The 18,036-nt window shown below is 36.7% G+C and carries 19 protein-coding genes; 17 read left to right on the top strand and 2 right to left on the bottom strand.

Translation table 11 applies throughout. The annotated features are described in order from the left end of the window. Positions 1–383: 383 nt before the first annotated feature. A complete protein-coding gene (locus tag KBP46_RS16940; RefSeq protein ID WP_216443760.1) occupies positions 384–3,296 on the bottom strand; it encodes a pitrilysin family protein in 2,913 nt (970 codons plus the stop codon). Between the two features lie 359 nt (positions 3,297–3,655). Here KBP46_RS16940 and KBP46_RS16935 point away from each other — a divergent pair, with 359 nt between their 5' ends. The 17 genes from KBP46_RS16935 (at position 3,656) to KBP46_RS16855 (ending at position 16,709) form a co-directional block, all read left to right on the top strand. After that, positions 3,656–4,060 carry a hypothetical protein gene (locus KBP46_RS16935; protein ID WP_062675947.1) on the top strand — a complete coding sequence of 135 codons (405 nt, stop codon included), beginning with the start codon at positions 3,656–3,658 and terminating at the stop codon, positions 4,058–4,060. Between the two features lie 61 nt (positions 4,061–4,121). Then, entirely contained in the window at positions 4,122–5,117 is a 996-nt protein-coding gene (locus KBP46_RS16930) for a BtrH N-terminal domain-containing protein (protein WP_062675948.1), read from the top strand. Between the two features lies 1 nt (position 5,118). Then, complete coding sequence (locus tag KBP46_RS16925) at positions 5,119–5,877, top strand: ABC transporter ATP-binding protein (RefSeq protein WP_062675949.1); 759 nt, start codon at positions 5,119–5,121, stop codon at positions 5,875–5,877. Further along, entirely contained in the window at positions 5,864–7,132 is a 1,269-nt protein-coding gene (locus KBP46_RS16920) for an ABC transporter permease (protein ID WP_216443759.1), read from the top strand. Before KBP46_RS16925 ends, KBP46_RS16920 begins: the two co-directional genes overlap by 14 nt. Then, positions 7,122–7,550 carry a thioesterase family protein gene (locus KBP46_RS16915; RefSeq protein WP_062675951.1) on the top strand — a complete coding sequence of 143 codons (429 nt, stop codon included), beginning with the start codon at positions 7,122–7,124 and terminating at the stop codon, positions 7,548–7,550. Before KBP46_RS16920 ends, KBP46_RS16915 begins: the two co-directional genes overlap by 11 nt. Beyond that, the gene (locus KBP46_RS16910; RefSeq protein ID WP_216443758.1) at positions 7,547–8,686 is read left to right on the top strand and encodes a beta-ketoacyl synthase N-terminal-like domain-containing protein; all 1,140 of its coding nucleotides are present in this window, start codon (positions 7,547–7,549) and stop codon (positions 8,684–8,686) included. The genes KBP46_RS16915 and KBP46_RS16910 overlap by 4 nt, the downstream gene beginning before the upstream one ends. 10 nt (positions 8,687–8,696) lie before the next feature. After that, positions 8,697–9,236, top strand: coding sequence for a 3-oxoacyl-ACP synthase (locus KBP46_RS16905; RefSeq protein WP_120233325.1), 540 nt, complete (start codon positions 8,697–8,699; stop codon positions 9,234–9,236). Between the two features lie 99 nt (positions 9,237–9,335). Further along, positions 9,336–9,593: a phosphopantetheine-binding protein gene (locus tag KBP46_RS16900; RefSeq protein ID WP_034692439.1), complete on the top strand. Its 258-nt coding sequence runs from the start codon at positions 9,336–9,338 to the stop codon at positions 9,591–9,593. Between the two features lie 84 nt (positions 9,594–9,677). Then, positions 9,678–10,877, top strand: coding sequence for a beta-ketoacyl-[acyl-carrier-protein] synthase family protein (locus KBP46_RS16895; protein ID WP_216443757.1), 1,200 nt, complete (start codon positions 9,678–9,680; stop codon positions 10,875–10,877). After that, a complete protein-coding gene (locus KBP46_RS16890) occupies positions 10,874–11,935 on the top strand; it encodes a beta-ketoacyl synthase N-terminal-like domain-containing protein (protein WP_216443756.1) in 1,062 nt (353 codons plus the stop codon). Before KBP46_RS16895 ends, KBP46_RS16890 begins: the two co-directional genes overlap by 4 nt. Positions 11,936–12,092: 157 nt before the next feature. Then, positions 12,093–12,848, top strand: a complete 756-nt coding sequence (locus tag KBP46_RS16885) for a polysaccharide deacetylase family protein (RefSeq protein ID WP_216443755.1) — start codon at positions 12,093–12,095, stop codon at positions 12,846–12,848. Beyond that, a complete protein-coding gene (locus KBP46_RS16880) occupies positions 12,841–13,467 on the top strand; it encodes an outer membrane lipoprotein carrier protein LolA (protein ID WP_216443754.1) in 627 nt (208 codons plus the stop codon). The genes KBP46_RS16885 and KBP46_RS16880 overlap by 8 nt, the downstream gene beginning before the upstream one ends. Next, positions 13,433–14,068: a hypothetical protein gene (locus KBP46_RS16875; RefSeq protein ID WP_062675957.1), complete on the top strand. Its 636-nt coding sequence runs from the start codon at positions 13,433–13,435 to the stop codon at positions 14,066–14,068. The genes KBP46_RS16880 and KBP46_RS16875 overlap by 35 nt, the downstream gene beginning before the upstream one ends. 7 nt (positions 14,069–14,075) lie before the next feature. Further along, positions 14,076–14,675 (top strand): outer membrane beta-barrel protein, encoded by a 600-nt coding sequence (locus KBP46_RS16870; RefSeq protein WP_062675958.1) that lies wholly within the window; start codon positions 14,076–14,078, stop codon positions 14,673–14,675. Between the two features lie 4 nt (positions 14,676–14,679). Next, positions 14,680–15,108: a 3-hydroxyacyl-ACP dehydratase gene (locus tag KBP46_RS16865; protein WP_216443753.1), complete on the top strand. Its 429-nt coding sequence runs from the start codon at positions 14,680–14,682 to the stop codon at positions 15,106–15,108. Then, positions 15,056–15,532, top strand: coding sequence for a hypothetical protein (locus tag KBP46_RS16860; protein ID WP_062675959.1), 477 nt, complete (start codon positions 15,056–15,058; stop codon positions 15,530–15,532). The genes KBP46_RS16865 and KBP46_RS16860 overlap by 53 nt, the downstream gene beginning before the upstream one ends. A 4-nt stretch (positions 15,533–15,536) precedes the next feature. Beyond that, positions 15,537–16,709 carry a DUF2062 domain-containing protein gene (locus KBP46_RS16855; protein ID WP_216443752.1) on the top strand — a complete coding sequence of 391 codons (1,173 nt, stop codon included), beginning with the start codon at positions 15,537–15,539 and terminating at the stop codon, positions 16,707–16,709. Between the two features lie 68 nt (positions 16,710–16,777). Here KBP46_RS16855 and KBP46_RS16850 read toward each other — a convergent pair whose 3' ends face one another. Beyond that, complete coding sequence (locus tag KBP46_RS16850) at positions 16,778–18,031, bottom strand: DUF3887 domain-containing protein (RefSeq protein WP_253297066.1); 1,254 nt, start codon at positions 18,029–18,031, stop codon at positions 16,778–16,780. Between the last annotated feature and the right edge of the window lie 5 nt (positions 18,032–18,036).

The following is an 18,036-nucleotide window of genomic DNA, read 5'->3' as shown; positions in this document are numbered from 1 at the left end:
TATATTCTCTAATAGATTTGTGAACATTTGTGCATTCATTTGTGTTATTCATTTGTGTTATTCGTGTTTAAAATATAGGTTTAGGCTAAAGCCAATTGATTTTTCTCTTTTTTTAAGCGGGCTAAAGCCCACTCCTATTGAATTGATTACAATGATTTTACGGAAAAACGTCCGTTTTTTGTTTATTTACACAGTCATCACTTCTTCATAAACAAAATGAAAATCAGTTAATTACAATCAGGAAAACCTCATCACCAGATGAATTATTTCACGTGAAACATTTTATAAATCCGTGAAACTCTGATGGTCAGGGAGAAAGAGTTTTAAACAACAAAAAAGCGGAACATTTCTGTCCCGCTTTTATCATTATTTTAAACAAAGGATTAGTATCCGAAGATCTCTTCAAGAGATACTTCCTGGAATTCTCCCATTTTGTTGATAGACTCCATATTCAGATTTTCTTTCTTGCCGATGATGGCGGTATTGTATTTTACAGGTTTTACTTCAGTGTTGTAGAATCCTGTAAGCTGTGGTAATGTTAATCCCTGAATTTCAGCATAAATATCTTTTCTGATATCATAGTCAACCCCTAGTTTTTTCAATGCTAACTGATTGAAGAAAATATTTGTTCTGTTGATTCTGTTAGAAGCAATCTGTTTTAAGGCAGAACCTCTTGCATTCTCAAACTGTGCCGGGATTTGTGGTAAAGATACCATTAAGTCATTCATTGCATTTACAGCTAAAGGAAGCTTGTTTGCCTGTGTTCCGATATAATTTGTAACATAGTTTGCTTTCCCTTTTTCTGAAGCATTTCCATAAGAAACATAGGCAGTATAAGCCAATGACTTACTTTCTCTGATCTCCTGGAAAACGATAGAAGATAATCCTCTTCCGAAATATTCATTGAAAACATTTGCTTTCCCGAAATTACTAAGGTTTACGGTACTGGCTTTTGCTACTTTTGACATTTCCATTTGTACCATGTCATAATTTGTGAAATATACCTTTCCTTCAGTAGCCGGTTCAGCATATTCTTTTGCCTGTGCAGGCTGAAGGCTTGTATTAATGATAAAAGGTTTCACCGCTTTTTCCAATCCTGACTGATCCTGTCCGTAAAGAAGTACCTGATAAGGATACTGGTTCAACGTTTTCACTTTCTTCATCAATTCTACGGCGTCAATGCTCTCAAGACGTTCTTTCGAAACAATGTCTGTCATTCTTGAATTTTTACCGTATTTAGCATAGTTTGAAAGAGCAGCCATAATTCTCACTTTATCTTTCTTTGCAGAAGCTCTTGATTCCAGAATTGTTTTTACCGTTTGAGCATAAATTGCTTTATCAGCTTTTACATTCGTCATCCAGTGGTTCATCAGTTCTGCAGCTTTCTTCATATTACTTTCAAGACCACTTAATGTAATGATCATCTGGTCATTGGAAGTTCTCAGACTATAACTTACGCCCAGTTTAAAGAATTCTTCTTTCAGCTGTTCCGGAGTGTATTTATCGGTTCCAAGATATTCGAAAAGAGTTCCTGCAATAGAAAGTTCTTTATCATTATCTGTTCCGAAAGGGAAAATATAACTGATTTGAGCAACCTCATTATATTTATTCTTCACAAAACTTATCGTCTTATCTTTGATCTTTGAAGTCTGAATGGCTGTTTTAAAATCAATAAATTCAGGCTTACTCTCCGGTACTTTTGTATTCAGAATATCTTTAAGGAAAGGAGACTGAGCTTCTCTGTTCAGTTTAATCGGGGTAATTCCAGGGTTCTGTACACGTACAAGTTTATCATTCACCCCTTTTTCTTTATAAATAACAACATAATTATCTTTAAAGAAATCGTTGGCAAACTTCACTACGTCAGCTTTCGTAATTTTATCATACTGATTGATCTCATCCAGCTCCTGCTCCCATGTTCTTACATTGATATAGGAATCATACAACTCAGTAGCTAGTCCATCAGCTGTTTCCCAGCTCTTCATACGCTGAACTTTTTTATCATTTACGATAGCTTTCAGTATCCAGTCCGGGAACTGTCCTTTTTTCACAAGATCCAGCTGATCCATCAGAAGTTTTTTAGCTTCATCAAAGCTTTGACCTTCTTTAGGCGTTACCACTAATCCAAATGTACCATACATTTTGTAAGGCGACTCATACGCTCCTGCTCCAAGCGTTTTTTGCTTCTGGTTGATGTTAAGGTCAATTAATCCCGCATCTCCTCTGTTACTTAAAATTTCAGATACTACGTCTGCCAGTCTTGCTTCCTGAGTTCCATAAGAATCTGTTCTCCATGCAATAGTCATTCTTGGCGTAGTAGGACTTTTTACCGTTCTGGTAACAATGCTGGTCATTGGTTCTTCCGTAACCATCTTTTTCATCGGAAGTTCTTTGTATTTGAATGCACCGAAATACTGATCAACTAATTTTATAGTTTTATCATAATCCAGGTCTCCAACCAATACTACAGCCATGTTATTAGGCACATAATAAGTATCAAAATACTTGTGGATCGCCTCCATAGAAGGGTTCTTCAAATGTTCTGAAGTTCCGATTGTCGTTTGTTGTCCGTTCGGGTGTTTTGGGAAAAGAGCCTGCATCAATGAATAGAATACAAGACGACTGTCATTATCCTGAGCTCTGTTATATTCCTCATATACCGCTTCAAGCTCTGTGTGGAAAAGACGCAATACCAATTCTGAAAAACGCTCTTTCTCTACTCTTAACCATTTTTCCAATTCGTTGGAAGGGATGTTGTTTTTATAAACCGTTTCATCCAGTGAAGTGTGAGCATTCGTTCCTGTAGCTCCTAATGAAGAAATTGCTTTATCATATTCATTAGCGATAGCATATTTGGAGGCTTCCTGGGAAACTTCGTCAATCTTTTTATAAAGTTCTTTCTTTTTTTCAGGATCTTTTTCTGCTTTATGCTGCTCATAAAGATCAGAGATCTGTTGTAATAAGACTTTTTCTTTTGCCCAGTCCTGAGTTCCCAGGTGCGAAGTTCCTTTGAAAACCATATGTTCCAGATAGTGCGCTAAACCCGTATTATCACTTGGGTCATTATTAGATCCCGTTCTTACGGGGATGTACGTCTGGATCCTCGGTGCATCATCATTTTTTGCCAGATAAACCTTTAATCCGTTTTTCAGTGTATACACACGCACTCCGGTTTGGTCATTCTTTACCGTTTCATAGGTATACCCTTGAGCATCCGTCTGTTTTTGAGTCTCAAATTTCTGTGCCATTGCACTTATCATACAGAAAAGCGAAACCGAAATAAAAATCTTTTTCATAGTAGTTATTTAATATTATTTTTCAATCCAAATTTCCATCCATTAGTCTTATTTATATAAACACTTGTTACAAAGGAACCGTTACCAACAGAAACAATAAGCTTTATAGGATTCTTTTAAGATTCTTTTATATAGAATTAGTTAAAAGCTTCTTTCGAAACACGGAAAAATAAAAACGGTTCTATAACAATTCTGGAGATTTATTGATGATACAGTCTCTATTTCATGGTAATAACTCCCTCAAATTTAATATGATTTACATATAATGTATTTTCACTATTTTAGCCACCTGATTAAAAGAATCAAAAAACAGGTGAGCCTTATGTCATCTGGAATCTAAAAATATAAACATTATTTAGATGAAAAAACAAGACCTGCCTCAAGACGAAAGTAACCTGAAATCCGCCAACATGACTGAAGTTCTGTACGTAACGGATGAGAACGACAACTACACGACAGCAAACAGTACAGGCTGGGATGCCAAGAAAGCTGCTCTGGATGAATCTATGGAACTTATTTATGAGAGAATTGAGGAAGCAAAACAAAATGTTGCCCATAATATAGCAAGCCCTATTGCCTATTTTATGGAACTGAACAAAATGGATATTGGCGTTCTGGCTTCATATGTAGGAATGTGGCAATGGAGGGTAAAAAGACATTTTAAACCAAAAATATTCAAAACACTAAGCGAAAATGCACTGAAAAAATATGCCGATGCATTCGGTATTTCAGTGGATGAATTAAAAAACTTCAACGGAAAATAAATGAAACAGGGCCAGAAATAATGCCCGTTCCATTTGACCAGAGAAAAGATACAATCTGCAAATGAAATTAAACTTTGAACACCATCAGACTGCGCATTGCGAAAACGGTGTTGCTTCTAATCTACTGCTTAACAAAGGCTTGAAACTAAGCGAACCTATGATCTTCGGGATCGGTTCAGGACTGTTTTTTGTCTATCTTCCTTTTCTGAAGGTGAATTTTGCTCCGGGCTTCAGCTATCGTCCGATGCCGGGTGCTATTTTCAGTAAAGCAGCTAAAAGATTAGGAATTAAAATCAAAAGAGAAAAATTCTCCAATCCTCAGGATGCCCAAAAAGCGCTTGAAAGAAATCTGGAACAAAATATTCCTACAGGACTTCAGGTGGGCGTTTTCAACCTTACTTATTTTCCTGAAGAATATAAATTTCACTTCAATGCCCACAACCTTGTGGTATACGGAAAAGAAGACGGAAAATTTCTGATCAGTGATCCGGTAATGGATTATACCACTTCCCTTTCTGAAGCAGAACTGGAAAAAGTAAGATACGCCAAAGGAGCACTTCCTCCAAAAGGACATATGTACTATCCTGTGTATGTTCCGGAAAATGTGAATCTTGAAGATGCCATCAAAAAAGGAATCAAGGATACCTGTAAAAATATGCTGGCGCCAGTACCGCTTATCGGAGTAAAAGCTATGAGATGGGTAGCCAAAAGCATCCCGAAATGGGCTGAAAAGAAAGGTACAAAAGTGACTAACCATTATTTGGGACAATTGATCAGGATGCAGGAAGAAATCGGAACCGGAGGCGGAGGCTTCAGGTTTATCTATGGTGCATTTCTTCAGGAAGCGGCTGTTATTCTTAAAAATGATGAGCTGAAGGAATTATCAAAAGAAATTACTTCTATTGGTGACCTTTGGAGAGACTTTGCCGTGGATATTGCCCGTGTTTATAAAAACAGAAACTCCAAAAGCAATATCTATAACGAACTTTCAAAAACAATGCTGCATATTGCAGACCTGGAAGAAGCTTTCTATAAAAAACTGAGAAAAGCGATCTGATATGGCAGAAAATATGATTGAGATTAAAAACTTATACAAAAAATACAAAAATTCTGATGAGTTTTCGGTAAATGATATTTCTTTGAGCATCAGTAAAAATGAAATCTATGGTATTCTTGGCCCCAACGGAGCTGGAAAAACAACCTTGATTTCCATGCTTTCAGGATTAATCAAACCTACATCAGGACATTTTACCATCAATGGTTTATCTCCACAGAAGGACGGCTTTAAAATCAGACAGATTATCGGAATTGTTCCACAGGAATATGCCTTATACCCAACACTTACAGCCAAAGAAAACCTCATGTTTTTTGGAAGCCTGTATGGTTTAAAGCATAATCAGCTTAAAAAAGCCATTGATGAATCCCTTGAAATCATGGGGCTTTCAAAATTTGCCAACAAGCAGGTAGGGCAATTTTCAGGAGGAATGAAACGCCGCTGCAACCTCATCGCTGGCACCCTTCACAATCCTAAAGTTCTCTTTCTGGATGAACCTACTGTAGGTGTGGATGTTCAATCTAAAAAAGCAATTATTGATTATCTTCTGGATTTAAATAAACAGGGAACGTGCATTATTTATACTTCCCATCACCTTTCTGAGGCTGAAGAATTCTGCACAAAAATTGCCATCATCGATCATGGAAAAATTCATGCTGTAGGAACCCCTGAAGAACTTGTTTCGCAGATTGCCAATGCCGAAAACCTGGAAGACGTTTTCATTTCATTAACCGGAAAAGAATTAAGAGATGTTGTTGTATAAACTGTGGAGAAGTTTTATTAAGGAAATTCTTCTGCTAAAAAGAGATATTGGAGGAATCGTCATCATCTTTGTGATGCCTTTGCTTTTGATTGTCACCATTACCCTTATTCAGGATTCTACCTTTAAAAACCTTGAAGGATCAAAGATTCCTATTATTTTTATCGATCAGGACAAATCTGAGGTATCAAAAAACATAAAAGCAGAGCTTGAAAACAGCAAAACATTTCAACTGCTGACCAACTTCAATGAAAAGTCGGCCCAGGATGCTGTTTTCTCCGGAGATTACCAGATGGCGATTGTCATTCCTGAAAATTTAACGAAAGATTTAAATTCCAATATTGACTCTAAAGTTCAGACCATTGTAAGCTCATTCGGACTGGAAGGAGATTCGGCAAAAGTAAAAACAGCAGCTCCAAAGGCAAAAGAAATTCATTTGTATTTTGATCCCGCTACCAATGCCGGATTCAAAAACTCCGTGATGAATTCTGTGAATAAAATGGTTTTTGAGATTGAAAATAAAAAGATTTACAAGGCATTTCAGGAGCAGCTGGGAACAACAGAAAATCTTGACGAAAATAAAAACCTGATCAGTTTTAAAGAAATCACTCCCAAAAAAGGAGAAATGGATGTGATGCCGAACTCTGTTCAGCACAACGTTCCTGCATGGACACTTTTTGCCATCTTCTTTATTGTAGTCCCTTTATCCATCAATCTGGTAAAAGAAAAAAGTCAGGGCACAAGTGTAAGAGCAAGAATAAGCCCTACTCCTTACTTTGTCCATATTTTAGGAAAAACATTTACCTATCTTATCATCTGCCTTATTCAGTTTTTACTGATGGTTGCCGTTGGAATTTACCTTTTCCCTTATATGGATCTTCCGGCCTTTGATGTATCCGGAAAAATGTTCCAGCTTGTGGTAGTAACACTATTTGCAGGACTGGCCGCAATTGGATTTGGAGTTCTATTGGGAACTATAGCCGATACGCAGGAACAGTCTGCCCCATTTGGAGCAACCTCTGTAGTGGTTTTAGCTGCTATTGGCGGGATTTGGGTTCCTGTATTTTTAATGCCGGAATTTATGCAGACTGTAGCTAAATTTTCTCCTATGAACTGGGGGCTGAATGCCTATTATGATATTATTTTAAGAAACAGCGGAATTGGTGGAATTGCCAAAGAACTGGTTTTCCTCTTCTTATTCTATATTGCCACTGTAGCTATTTCTATTTTTTACGAAAAAAAACAAAATGCAGTCTAAAGAAAATATATTAACCTGTACTGAAGAAGTGAGAGTACGCTTCAATGAAACAGATCCGCTGGGCATTGTCTGGCATGGGCATTATATCGTGTATTTTGAAGACGGAAGAGAAGCTTTCGGTCGTCTGCATGGTCTTACCTATCTTGATATCCAGAATGCAGGATATGTAACGCCTATTGTAAAAAGTACCTGTGAGCATTTTCTTCCTTTAAAGTATGGAGAGACATTTAAGATCGTAACGACTTTTATCAATTCTGTATCTGCCAAACTTATTTACAGATATGAGCTTTTCAATCAGGAAGATCAACTGGTATGCAGCGGAGAAACCATTCAGGTATTTCTTGATAGCAATGGAAGCTTATGCCTTTACAATCCGGAATTTTTTCAAAACTGGAAAGATAAAATGGGATTATCATGAAAAAGGAAATTTATATCACAGACTACAATTGTGTAACTCCTTTAGGTTTCAATGTTGATTCCAACTGGAACGCTCTGTTAGAAGGACAGTCAGGAGTTGCTTTACATAAAATTATAGACAATCAGGAGGCTTTTTATGCTTCTATGATTGATTCTGACGAACTGAATGAAGAGTTCAACAGATTCTTCGCTCAGCATACAATTGATTTCACAAGACTGGAGAAGATGCTTCTTTTAAGCTTACAGCCTCTTGTTGAAAAACATACCGTTTCGGAAAGTACGGCTTTCATCCTTTCCACAACAAAAGGAAATATCAGTCTGTTAAAAAACCAGCCGGAATTACCGGAAGGTGTTTATTTATCAAAATTAGCAGAAAAAATTGCTTATTTCTTTGGATTTAAAACCAAACCGATTATTGTTTCCAATGCCTGCGTTTCAGGGGTAATGGCGATTTCTGTTGCTAAAAATATGATTCAGGCAGGAAAATATAAAGATGCTTTTGTGATTGCAGGTGATGAGCTTTCTGAATTTGTTATTTCAGGATTCAATTCATTTCAGGCAATAGGATCAGGACCTTGTAAACCTTATGATAAAAACAGAAACGGAATTAATATTGGTGAAGCAGCAGCTGCTGCTTATATCACTTCAATGTCAACAGGAAACGAAAAATTCAGATTTAAAGTACTGGGAGATTCAGCAGTGAATGATGCCAATCATATTTCCGGACCTTCAAGAACCGGTGACGGTTTATATGCCAGTATCAAAAATGCTATGACTGAAGCGAAGGTTTCTCCGGAACAGATTGATTTTATTTCTGCCCATGGAACGGCTACTCTATATAACGACGAAATGGAAGCCATTGCCTTCAACAGAATGGATCTCCAGAATATTCCTCTCAACAGTATGAAAGGCTATTACGGACATTGCCTGGGTGCTTCCGGTCTTTTGGAAAGTATTATTTCTATGGAAAGTGCTCTTCACAGCATTTTGATTCCTTCAAAGAATTTTAAAGAAATGGGAGTAACCCAACCTTTGAATATCATCAAGAAAAATCAAACTGCAGACATTAAATATATTCTAAAGACCGCTTCTGGATTTGGTGGATGTAATGCAGCTGTTGTACTGGAAAAATGTTAAACTGAAAGTGATGAAGAAAATAAATACCTGTACCATAGAACATTCAAAAATAACCGTTGACGGAAATCTTATTTTTGAAAGCCCAAGCGAAACCTTTCAGGAATTTGCCAAAGAAGCCTATAAAAGTTTAGACCTCAGCTATCCAAAGTTTCATAAAATGGATCATTTGAGTAAATTGGCCTTTCTTTCCGCTGAAACCATTTTGAAAGATGAAGACCACAGCAGAACAGCCATTGTTTTTGCCAACAGATCGTCCAGTCTGGATACGGATTTCAAATATCAGGAAAGCATCAACGATCAGGATAATTTCTATCCGAGTCCTGCCGTTTTTGTGTATACTTTACCCAACATCTGTGTAGGTGAAATCAGCATTAAACACAAAATGCAGACAGAAAATGCTTTTTTCGTACTGGATGATTTTGATGAAGAATTTTTGAATGACTATTCTGAACAGATTCTTCTATCCGGAAAAGCTGACAAAGTATTGTGTGGCTGGGTGGAATTGTATCAGGAAAATTACAAAGCTTTTGTATATTTGCTCACATTATAATTTAACAATGTACCAATCGAATAATGTACCAATGCTAAAGGCAATAACAACCATTGGTCAACTGGTACATTGATATATTGTTACATTAAAATACTATTTATGGAAAACTTAAAAACAGAATTGAAACACAAAATTATCGAAGTTCTTAACCTTGAAGATGTATCTGTAGAAGAGATCAAAGATACTGATCCACTGTTCGGAGGTGGATTAGGATTAGATTCTATCGACGCTTTGGAACTGATCGTTCTTCTTGATAAAGACTATGGAATAAAATTAGCAGATCCTAAAAAAGGAAAAGAGATTTTCCAATCTATCGATACGATGGCAAAATTCATCGAGGACAACAGAACAAAATAAATTAATATAACAATATAACAGTGTAACAATGTAGCAATTATTGGTAAATTATTCGATTGATACATTGTTACATTATTGAATACCATGAGTCAAAAAATTGCCATAACGGGAATGGGCATCATTTCCTCCATCGGAAACAATGTGGAGGAAAATTTTATTTCATTGCAATCCGGAAAACATGGAATTTCAGATATCGAAATGTTTGAAACCCGTCATGCCGGAGCCATTAAAACGGGTGAAATAAAATTATCCAATGAAGAACTTGTACAACAGCTTCAGCTTGATGAAGACAATAACGTAACAAGAACTTCTTTATTGGGAATGATCGCTGCAAAGGAAGCTGTAGAAAGTGCAGGAATTTCAGATATCAATGGTTACAGAACCGGCTTGATTTCTTCTACCAGTGTAGGCGGAATGGATATCACTGAAAAATACTTCTACTCTTACGAAGACTTCCCTGAAAAGCAAAAGTATATTGACGCACACGATGCCGGAAATTCCTCATTGGCGATTGCCGGTTATCTGGGATTAAAAGGGATGGTTTCTACCATTAGTACAGCCTGCTCATCAGCAGCCAATGCTATTATGATGGGCGCAAAGCTCATCAAAAACGGGGTTTTGGACCGTGTGATTGTAGGAGGAACAGATTCTCTTTCAAAATTTACTTTGAACGGATTCAATACCCTGATGATTCTTACGGATTCCTACAACACTCCTTTTGACAACAACAGAAAAGGGCTGAATCTTGGGGAAGCTGCGGCTTTCTTAGTCCTTGAATCTGAAGAAATGGTCAAAAAAGAAAACAAAAAGGTTCTCGCTTATCTTTCCGGATATGGAAATGCTAATGATGCCCACCATCAGACCGCATCTTCGGAAAACGGACAGGGCGCATTTTTAGCAATGCAGCAAGCCCTGAAAATTTCCGGCGTGGAAAAAGAGCATATAGATTATATCAACGTTCACGGAACAGCTACTCCTAACAACGATTTATCTGAGGGAATTGCCATGATAAGAATCTTCGGAGAAAATCGGGTCCCTGAATTCAGCTCCACAAAAGCATTTACAGGACATACTTTGGCCGCAGCAGCAGGAATTGAAGCCGTATTTTCAATTCTAGCCATGCAAAACAGTGTGATTTTCCCGAACCTGAATTTTAAAACAAAAATGGAAGAGTTTGACCTTACTCCTGTTACCGAATTGAAAGAGAAAAACATCAATCATGTGCTTTCCAATTCATTTGGATTTGGAGGAAACTGTTCCACCTTAATTTTCTCAAAATCATGAGTGCAGTATACATCAACAGTGCATCCTGTATCTCGGTTCAGGACACTTTAAACGACAATATTCTTCAAAACCTTACTGTTAAAAATTCTTCAAACATCATTAAAGCGATAGAACCTAATTACAAAGAGTTCATTCCGCCTGCGATGATCAGAAGAATGTCTAAAACCGTAAAAATGAGCTCCGTAGCATCTCACTACGCATTGAAGGAAGCTGAAATTGAAAAACCGGATGCTATCATTGTAGGAACCGGAATGGGCTGCTCTCAGGATTCTGAAAAGTTCCTAAAAAACGTGATTGATAATCATGAAGAGTTCCTTACGCCTACCTTTTTCATCCAGTCTACTCACAATACGGTAGCAGGACAGATTGCTCTGGGATTACAGTGTCATGCTTACAACTTCACGTATGTAAATACTTCTTCTTCACTGGAGTTTTCGTTACTGGACGCTCAGCTTCAGATCAATGACGGAGAAGCAGAAAATGTTCTGGTAGGTTCTACAGACGAACAGACGGACAGAACCATGGAACTTTACTGCTTAAATAATACGATCAAAAAAGAAGCAGATCTTCCTGCAGATTATTTGAATTCTAATACCAATGGCGTAATCTGGGGCGAAGGAGCCAGCTTTTTTGTAATTGGAAAAGATAAGACCGAAAACTCTTACGCTAAGCTTAAGAATATCCAGATCAGCAACAAGGTTGAATTGAATGAAGTAAAGGATTTTATCCAGAATTTCCTGGTTCAAAACAATCTTTCCACTCATGATATTGATGCGGTTATTTTAGGATTCAGTGGAGATGCACAATCAGATATGTATTATACAAAAGCAATGAATCTGTTTCCGGATTCAGCACAGCTGTATTATAAACATTTGAGTGGAGAATTCAATACAGCAAGTGGTTTTTCAACCTTTATGGCCTGTCATATCCTGAAGGAACAGCAGATCCCGGAAATTATGATGATCAATGCAGAAAAAAAGGAAAGTATAAAGAATATACTTCTTTACAACCATCTGGCTGGTGATGATCACAGCCTGGTGTTATTGGAAAAGGCATAATTGTTGAAATTGAAAATTATACGGTCTATTTGTCATTCAGAGCGAAACGCAGTGAAGCGTGGAATCTAAATTAGAAATTAGTCTGGACTCCTACGGAGTGTGACAATGGTATACAATAAATATTACGACTATAAAACTTGTAATAAAACAATCAGCAATGAAACATTATCCCTTCATCCTATTCTACCTTTTCTGTAACGTTTTTATTTATGCGTTCCACGGAAGTATTTGGGTATATCTGTTTTGTTTTTTTGCTTTTTCTGCAGTAGTTGTCTGGGGTTCTTTTGACATTGAGCTGGGATATTTTGTGAACAGTATTACTCATAGGCGTACCAAAATAAAAGAAGTGGCCCTTACATTTGATGACGGACCTACTGAATTTACCCCAAAGTTTTTAGACCTGCTTAAAGAACATCAGATAAAAGCAACTTTTTTCTGTATTGGAAAACAGATTGAAAAATATCCTGAGACGTTTCAGAGAATTATTGCAGAAGGTCATACGATTGGAAATCATACCTTATCACATTCCAATTCTACAGGATTTTTATCGACTTCAAAAATGATTACAGAGATTGAAAAGTGTGATAAGATCATGAAAAACGTGGGAAATATTAAGACCAATCTCTACAGACCGCCGTTCGGAGTGACGAACCCTAATATTGCAAAAGCAATCAAAAAAACCAATAAAGTAAGCATCGGGTGGAATGTACGCTCTTTGGACACCATCATTGATGATGAAAAAAAGATCTACAACAGAGTGACCAAAGGTCTGAAAAATGGGAGTATTATCCTTCTTCATGACACTTCGGAAAAGACCTTTCGGGTGCTGACCAATTTATTAGTATTTTTGAAGGATAAAAAATATTCAACCTTTACTGTTGATACAGTGATAAATTCAAATAGAAATGATTAAAAATATTGCTTTCGGAGCATTCTTACTGGTTTCAGGATTCTTTTTTGCGCAAAACACAGCAATGTCAGGAGCTGAAGCCAAAGCATTTGTATCGAAGGTTTCCTCAGACACGAAAGAAATTAAAACGTTACAGAGCGATTTTACCCAGACCAAAAAAATGGATTTCCTTGATAAAAGCATTGTCACCTATGGGAAAATGTCTTTGCAGACGCCCAATATGCTGAGCTGGAAGTACACTAAACCGTATCAGTACAGTATTGTTTTTAAAAGCAATAAAATCTTCATCAATGATCAGGGAAAAAAATCTTCTGTAGATGCGAAGAGCAAAACATTTGAAAAAATCAATAAACTTATTGTAGGAAGTTCGAATGGAACCATGTTTAATGATCCTGAGTTTACCGTCACCTACTTTAAGAACGGAAATTACAATGTGGCAAAGTTTATCCCAAAGACTTCTCAGTTGCTGAAATATATTAAACAGATTGAACTGTTTTTCCCTAAAAACCAGTCGACAGTTTCACAGGTCAATATGACGGAGTCTTCCGGGGATACTACGAATATTGTTTTCAAAAATACCAAGATCAATGCTTCCATTCCTGCGTCAGAGTTTTCTTTATAGCCTGATTCTGATCCTGGCTGTTTCCTGTAAAACATACCAGTTAACAGAAGCAAAACCTGTTTCTTCTTCTGAAAAGATGGTTGAAAATTTATACTTTTCGTCTACTGAAGATTATGTATACAAATGCCAGATGGACATATATAAAAACCATGTGAGTGGAATTCTGATCATCAAAAAACTGAATGAAACAACGCACCGTGTCGCCTTAACTTCTGATTTCGGGAATAAACTGATAGATTTTGAAGTCTCTGATAATGATTTCAGACTGAATTATGTACTTCCTGATCTGGATAAAAAAATAGTGATCAACTTTCTAAAAAATGACTTTCAGCAGCTTCTGAAAAGAAAATATCCGGTCAGTGAAAGTTTTGAAAATAAAAATGCTAAAATCTACCTTTCAAAAATCGATAAGAAGAGCTACTATCTGTTCTTCAGCAAAGAAAATGGCTTACTGAAAGAGATTGTTTACACGAAAAATAACAAAGAGAAAATCGATTTCACTTTTGATGCAAAAAAACCTATCTTCGCAGACAGCTTAAACCTGCAGCATAAGGACTTTAAGATCAATATAAAGCTATTTCAAATAACCGAGACGGAATAAATTTCACATGAAAAAAATATATTTCTTGCTTTTTGCACTTTTCTCCGCCTTATCTTTTGCCCAGGTCACTTTCAATCCGGGAATCAGAGTAGGTGCCAATATTTCACATATATCTGACGGACCTGCTTATGAGTCCTTTTATTATAATGACAATCAGGGATATCACTATGGTACCAATGCTTATGATATCAAATCAAAAGTGGATTTCTACATAGGTTTCCAGGCCAATATCCGGTTTGCAAAATTCTATGCTCTTCAGCCGGAAATTTATTATACCCGCCAGGGCGCAAGATTTGAAAGCCAGAATCCTGCTGTTTCTTCAAAAACAGCGACACTTTCTTATGTAGGAGGAGCAGTAGTGAATAAATTCTATTTTGAAAAGTTTAATATTCATTTTGGTCCGACCTTGGAACTTCTGACAGATCATAAAAATATCGATTCGCCTATTGAGGCAGATTTGGGACTGTTATTTGGAGCCGGTTATGATATTACAAAAAATATAGGCGTAGAGGCCCGAATTAAAAAAGGTTTTGTGCATATTAACAATGACAATACCAACGTAACATTCCAGATGGGAATGTATTATACATTTAATCTTAAAAAATAAGATCATGCAAACGATTCTTACAGACTTTTATACTTTAACATCATACGATAAGGCAGAAGACGGAAAGTTTACTGCTAATATTCATCTTAATAAAGACCATGATATTTTCAAAGGCCATTTTCCTGGAAATCCGGTAACTCCCGGTGTTTGTATGATGCAAATTATTAAGGAACTGACTGAGGAATTTACAGGTTCAAAGTTATTTCTGAAAACAGCTTCCAATGTAAAGTTCATGGCGATTATCAATCCTTTTGAAACCCCTGATCTGGTACTTCAACTGGATATTGCTGAAAATGAAGAAGATGTTAAAGTAAAAAACACGACTTCTTTTGGCGAGACTATTGCATTGAAATTGTCTGTAAGCTATAAAAAATATCGTCATGAAACTAATCTTATCATTCATAGCAGCATTTGTTTTTTTCTTTCAATCTGATCTTGAAACGCTGAGAAACAGCTATGCTAAGGCGAATGAATCCACTACCAATACTGCGAGCTTTATTGAAACTGCGGAAAAACAATCCGGCTCTGATGCTGTAACTGTAGGATACAAGGCCGCAGCAAAGATTATGGAAGCCAAAATTGCCAAAAGCAACAGAAAAGCTCTGGTAAAGACAGGTGCTACAAGTCTTGAAGGCATTATTAAAAGTAATCCTAACAATGCAGAACTTCGTCTTATCAGAATGAGTGTTCAGGAAAATATTCCGAAAATTGTAGGATATCGTGGAAGTTTGAAAGATGATAAAGCTTTCCTGCTGAATAATTACAGCAAACAGAATACAGCTCTGAAGGGCTATATCAAAAGGTTTGCAATGCAATCTAAAACCATGACAGAGGCGGAAAAAGCCACTTTAAAATAAAAAAATGTTTCTTGCTGAAGTACAAAATGCTATTTCTGAAAAGAAGATATGCGTTTTAATCCCTACCTACAATAATGAAAAAACCCTGAAGAGGGTTATTGACGGCGTTCTGGACTACACCGAAAGTATTATTGTGGTCAATGATGGTTCTACGGATTCCACGCCTCAGCTTCTTGCTCAATATCCTCAGATCACTGTAATTTCCTTATCGGAGAATAAAGGAAAAGGAAACGGCCTAAAAACGGGTTTCAGAGCAGCAAAGAAATCAGGATATCATTACGCCATCACCATTGATTCGGATGGTCAGCATTATCCGGATGATATTCCGGTATTTGTAGAAGCTCTTCTTCAGGAAAAAGAGGAAGTTCTTCTTATCGGAAACAGAAATATGTCTCAGGATGGGATTCCTAAGAAAAGTAGTTTCGGAAACCGTTTTTCCAATTTCTGGTTTTGGTTTGAAACCGGTATCAGGCTTGAAGATACACAGTCCGGCTACAGACTTTATCCTTTGCATAAAATTCCAAAGAAATATTTTACCCCAAAGTTTGAATTTGAAATAGAAATTATTGTAAGAACTGCATGGAGGCATGTTCCGGTAAAAAATGTTCCAATCAAGGTTTTATATGATCCGGTGGAGCGGGTTTCCCATTTCAGACCTTTCAAAGATTTCACAAGAATCAGTATTCTGAATACAATTCTGGTAACGATTACTCTATTTTATATTATTCCGAGAAATTTCGTGAATAATTTCAAAAAAAAAAGCTTTAAAAGATTCATACAGGAAGATGTCTTAGAAAGTGACGGAAGTAACCGAACAAAAGCATTTTCCATAGCTTTGGGAGTGTTTATAGGGCTTTCTCCTTTCTGGGGATTCCAAACGCTTCTGGTGATCAGTTTATCTGTACTTTTTAAGCTTAATAAAGTCCTTGCATTTGTAGCTTCCAATGTGAGTCTTCCTCCTTTTATCCCTTTCATTATTGCCGCTTCTCTGTTTCTGGGAGCTCCCTTTGTAAGTGGAAACAGCGATATTCTAAGTCAGGATTTAAATTTCGAACTGATCAAGAACAATCTTTTGCAATATGTGATTGGTAGTTTTATCTTAAGTATTACACTTTCGGCCATTGCAGGAGTGACCTCTTTTCTGTTTCTGAATAAGGTAAGCCCGGAAAACAATTAAAAAAAGCCCGGAACAAAGTTCCAGGCCTATCACAATGAATTATTATTTTCTATTGTACACGGAATACATTATTGCAGAATAAACTGAACCAAATCTTTTAAAAACTGTTCATCCACTTTTCCTTTTGTTTCATAATCTTTTGGAGATGGTTTTCCGGAACCTGCAATAAATAAGTGACCTAATGTAAGATAAAACTTAAATACAGCAGTCTTATCATTTTTCAATGTTTCTTTCCAAAGGCTGAAATCTTTCTCAGTTACCTGATAATCTCTTCCCCCTTGTGCAAAAAACATCGGAGCTTTTATTTTTTTAACTTCGTTAAGCTGATTGTAATCCTTCAAATACTTCCAATATGCGGCAGACTGGCCCAAAGGAAGCTCTGATGAAGGAGAATGTAAGTTAAATTGGGATGAGTTTAAAAAAGCAGCCTGCTTTTTAATTTCCTGAACAGCTTCAGCTGGAACTTTAGCCGGGTCAATCGTATGAAGGTATTCATATTGCTCAACAAGCAGGTCTTGCAGTGGTCTTGCATTTCCGGCCATAAAAACATATTTTGAAACCTGTGCCTTTTCTGCAATTTTAGGCATCATATATGCTCCCTGGCTATGCCCAAGAATGATAATCTGGTATCCTTTGTAATCAGCATTATTTTTAAAATAAAGAGCTGCGTTTACAGCATCATTGATGGTTTCTTCTTCTACAGTAGACTTTTCCGTGAATGCTTCAGGGTGGGAATAGGTTCTTTTATCATATCGATAGGAAGCAATTCCGTTGTTTAAAAGATATTCTGCAATGTCTTTAAACGGCTTGTTTTCTCCAATGGTTTCATCTCTGTCATGAGGTCCGGAGCCGTGAACGAAAATAACCAATCTCTTTTTATTGTTGGAAGGTGGAATTAATAATGTTCCGTTCAGCTCAATAGCATCACTTTTTATTTTCAGTGTGGATTTTTCATCTCTTTTTTCAAATGTTTTGTGAGGAACTAAGAAGAAACCCAGCAATTTATTATTCTCACTAAAAGTAAGCTGAACATCCAGTTTTTCCTTTTCAAATTCAGAATAGTAATAATAGGTGTTTCCTTCGTTATTTACTTCAAGGATATTTTTAAGTCCTCCAATCTGCCCCTGAAGTTGTTGCGGAATCGCTTTGAGCTGTTCCACCGGAATTTGTCCCGCTACGGTAGGATCAAAATAAGCATGTGCTTTTTCTATATTTTTATCAACCAGCAAGGCTTTAATGAAAGTATTTCCGATATCTTTTCTGTCCTGAGAAAATGATAACAGAGCGAATGCGGTAAAGAATAAGGTTAAAAGTTTTTTCATAATCA

It is taken from the genome of Chryseobacterium sp. PCH239, from assembly GCF_018924625.1.
Lineage (GTDB): Bacteria > Bacteroidota > Bacteroidia > Flavobacteriales > Weeksellaceae > Chryseobacterium > Chryseobacterium cucumeris.
This window is presented reverse-complemented; position numbering and strand designations above follow the sequence as displayed.

What these genes read in the sequence shown, in the direction of transcription:
- KBP46_RS16915 (WP_062675951.1), top strand. Translation starts at nt 7,122, where the DNA reads ATGCAGTCTAAAGAAAATATATTAACCTGTACTGAAGAAGTGAGAGTA.
- KBP46_RS16910 (WP_216443758.1), top strand. Translation starts at nt 7,547, where the DNA reads ATGAAAAAGGAAATTTATATCACAGACTACAATTGTGTAACTCCTTTA.
- KBP46_RS16920 (WP_216443759.1), top strand. Translation starts at nt 5,864, where the DNA reads ATGTTGTTGTATAAACTGTGGAGAAGTTTTATTAAGGAAATTCTTCTG.
- KBP46_RS16940 (WP_216443760.1), bottom strand. Translation starts at nt 3,296, where the DNA reads ATGAAAAAGATTTTTATTTCGGTTTCGCTTTTCTGTATGATAAGTGCA.
- KBP46_RS16925 (WP_062675949.1), top strand. Translation starts at nt 5,119, where the DNA reads ATGGCAGAAAATATGATTGAGATTAAAAACTTATACAAAAAATACAAA.
- KBP46_RS16855 (WP_216443752.1), top strand. Translation starts at nt 15,537, where the DNA reads ATGTTTCTTGCTGAAGTACAAAATGCTATTTCTGAAAAGAAGATATGC.
- KBP46_RS16860 (WP_062675959.1), top strand. Translation starts at nt 15,056, where the DNA reads ATGAAACTAATCTTATCATTCATAGCAGCATTTGTTTTTTTCTTTCAA.
- KBP46_RS16850 (WP_253297066.1), bottom strand. Translation starts at nt 18,031, where the DNA reads ATGAAAAAACTTTTAACCTTATTCTTTACCGCATTCGCTCTGTTATCA.
- KBP46_RS16900 (WP_034692439.1), top strand. Translation starts at nt 9,336, where the DNA reads ATGGAAAACTTAAAAACAGAATTGAAACACAAAATTATCGAAGTTCTT.
- KBP46_RS16870 (WP_062675958.1), top strand. Translation starts at nt 14,076, where the DNA reads ATGAAAAAAATATATTTCTTGCTTTTTGCACTTTTCTCCGCCTTATCT.
- KBP46_RS16880 (WP_216443754.1), top strand. Translation starts at nt 12,841, where the DNA reads ATGATTAAAAATATTGCTTTCGGAGCATTCTTACTGGTTTCAGGATTC.
- KBP46_RS16890 (WP_216443756.1), top strand. Translation starts at nt 10,874, where the DNA reads ATGAGTGCAGTATACATCAACAGTGCATCCTGTATCTCGGTTCAGGAC.
- KBP46_RS16905 (WP_120233325.1), top strand. Translation starts at nt 8,697, where the DNA reads ATGAAGAAAATAAATACCTGTACCATAGAACATTCAAAAATAACCGTT.
- KBP46_RS16865 (WP_216443753.1), top strand. Translation starts at nt 14,680, where the DNA reads ATGCAAACGATTCTTACAGACTTTTATACTTTAACATCATACGATAAG.
- KBP46_RS16935 (WP_062675947.1), top strand. Translation starts at nt 3,656, where the DNA reads ATGAAAAAACAAGACCTGCCTCAAGACGAAAGTAACCTGAAATCCGCC.
- KBP46_RS16875 (WP_062675957.1), top strand. Translation starts at nt 13,433, where the DNA reads ATGCTTCCATTCCTGCGTCAGAGTTTTCTTTATAGCCTGATTCTGATC.
- KBP46_RS16930 (WP_062675948.1), top strand. Translation starts at nt 4,122, where the DNA reads ATGAAATTAAACTTTGAACACCATCAGACTGCGCATTGCGAAAACGGT.
- KBP46_RS16895 (WP_216443757.1), top strand. Translation starts at nt 9,678, where the DNA reads ATGAGTCAAAAAATTGCCATAACGGGAATGGGCATCATTTCCTCCATC.
- KBP46_RS16885 (WP_216443755.1), top strand. Translation starts at nt 12,093, where the DNA reads ATGAAACATTATCCCTTCATCCTATTCTACCTTTTCTGTAACGTTTTT.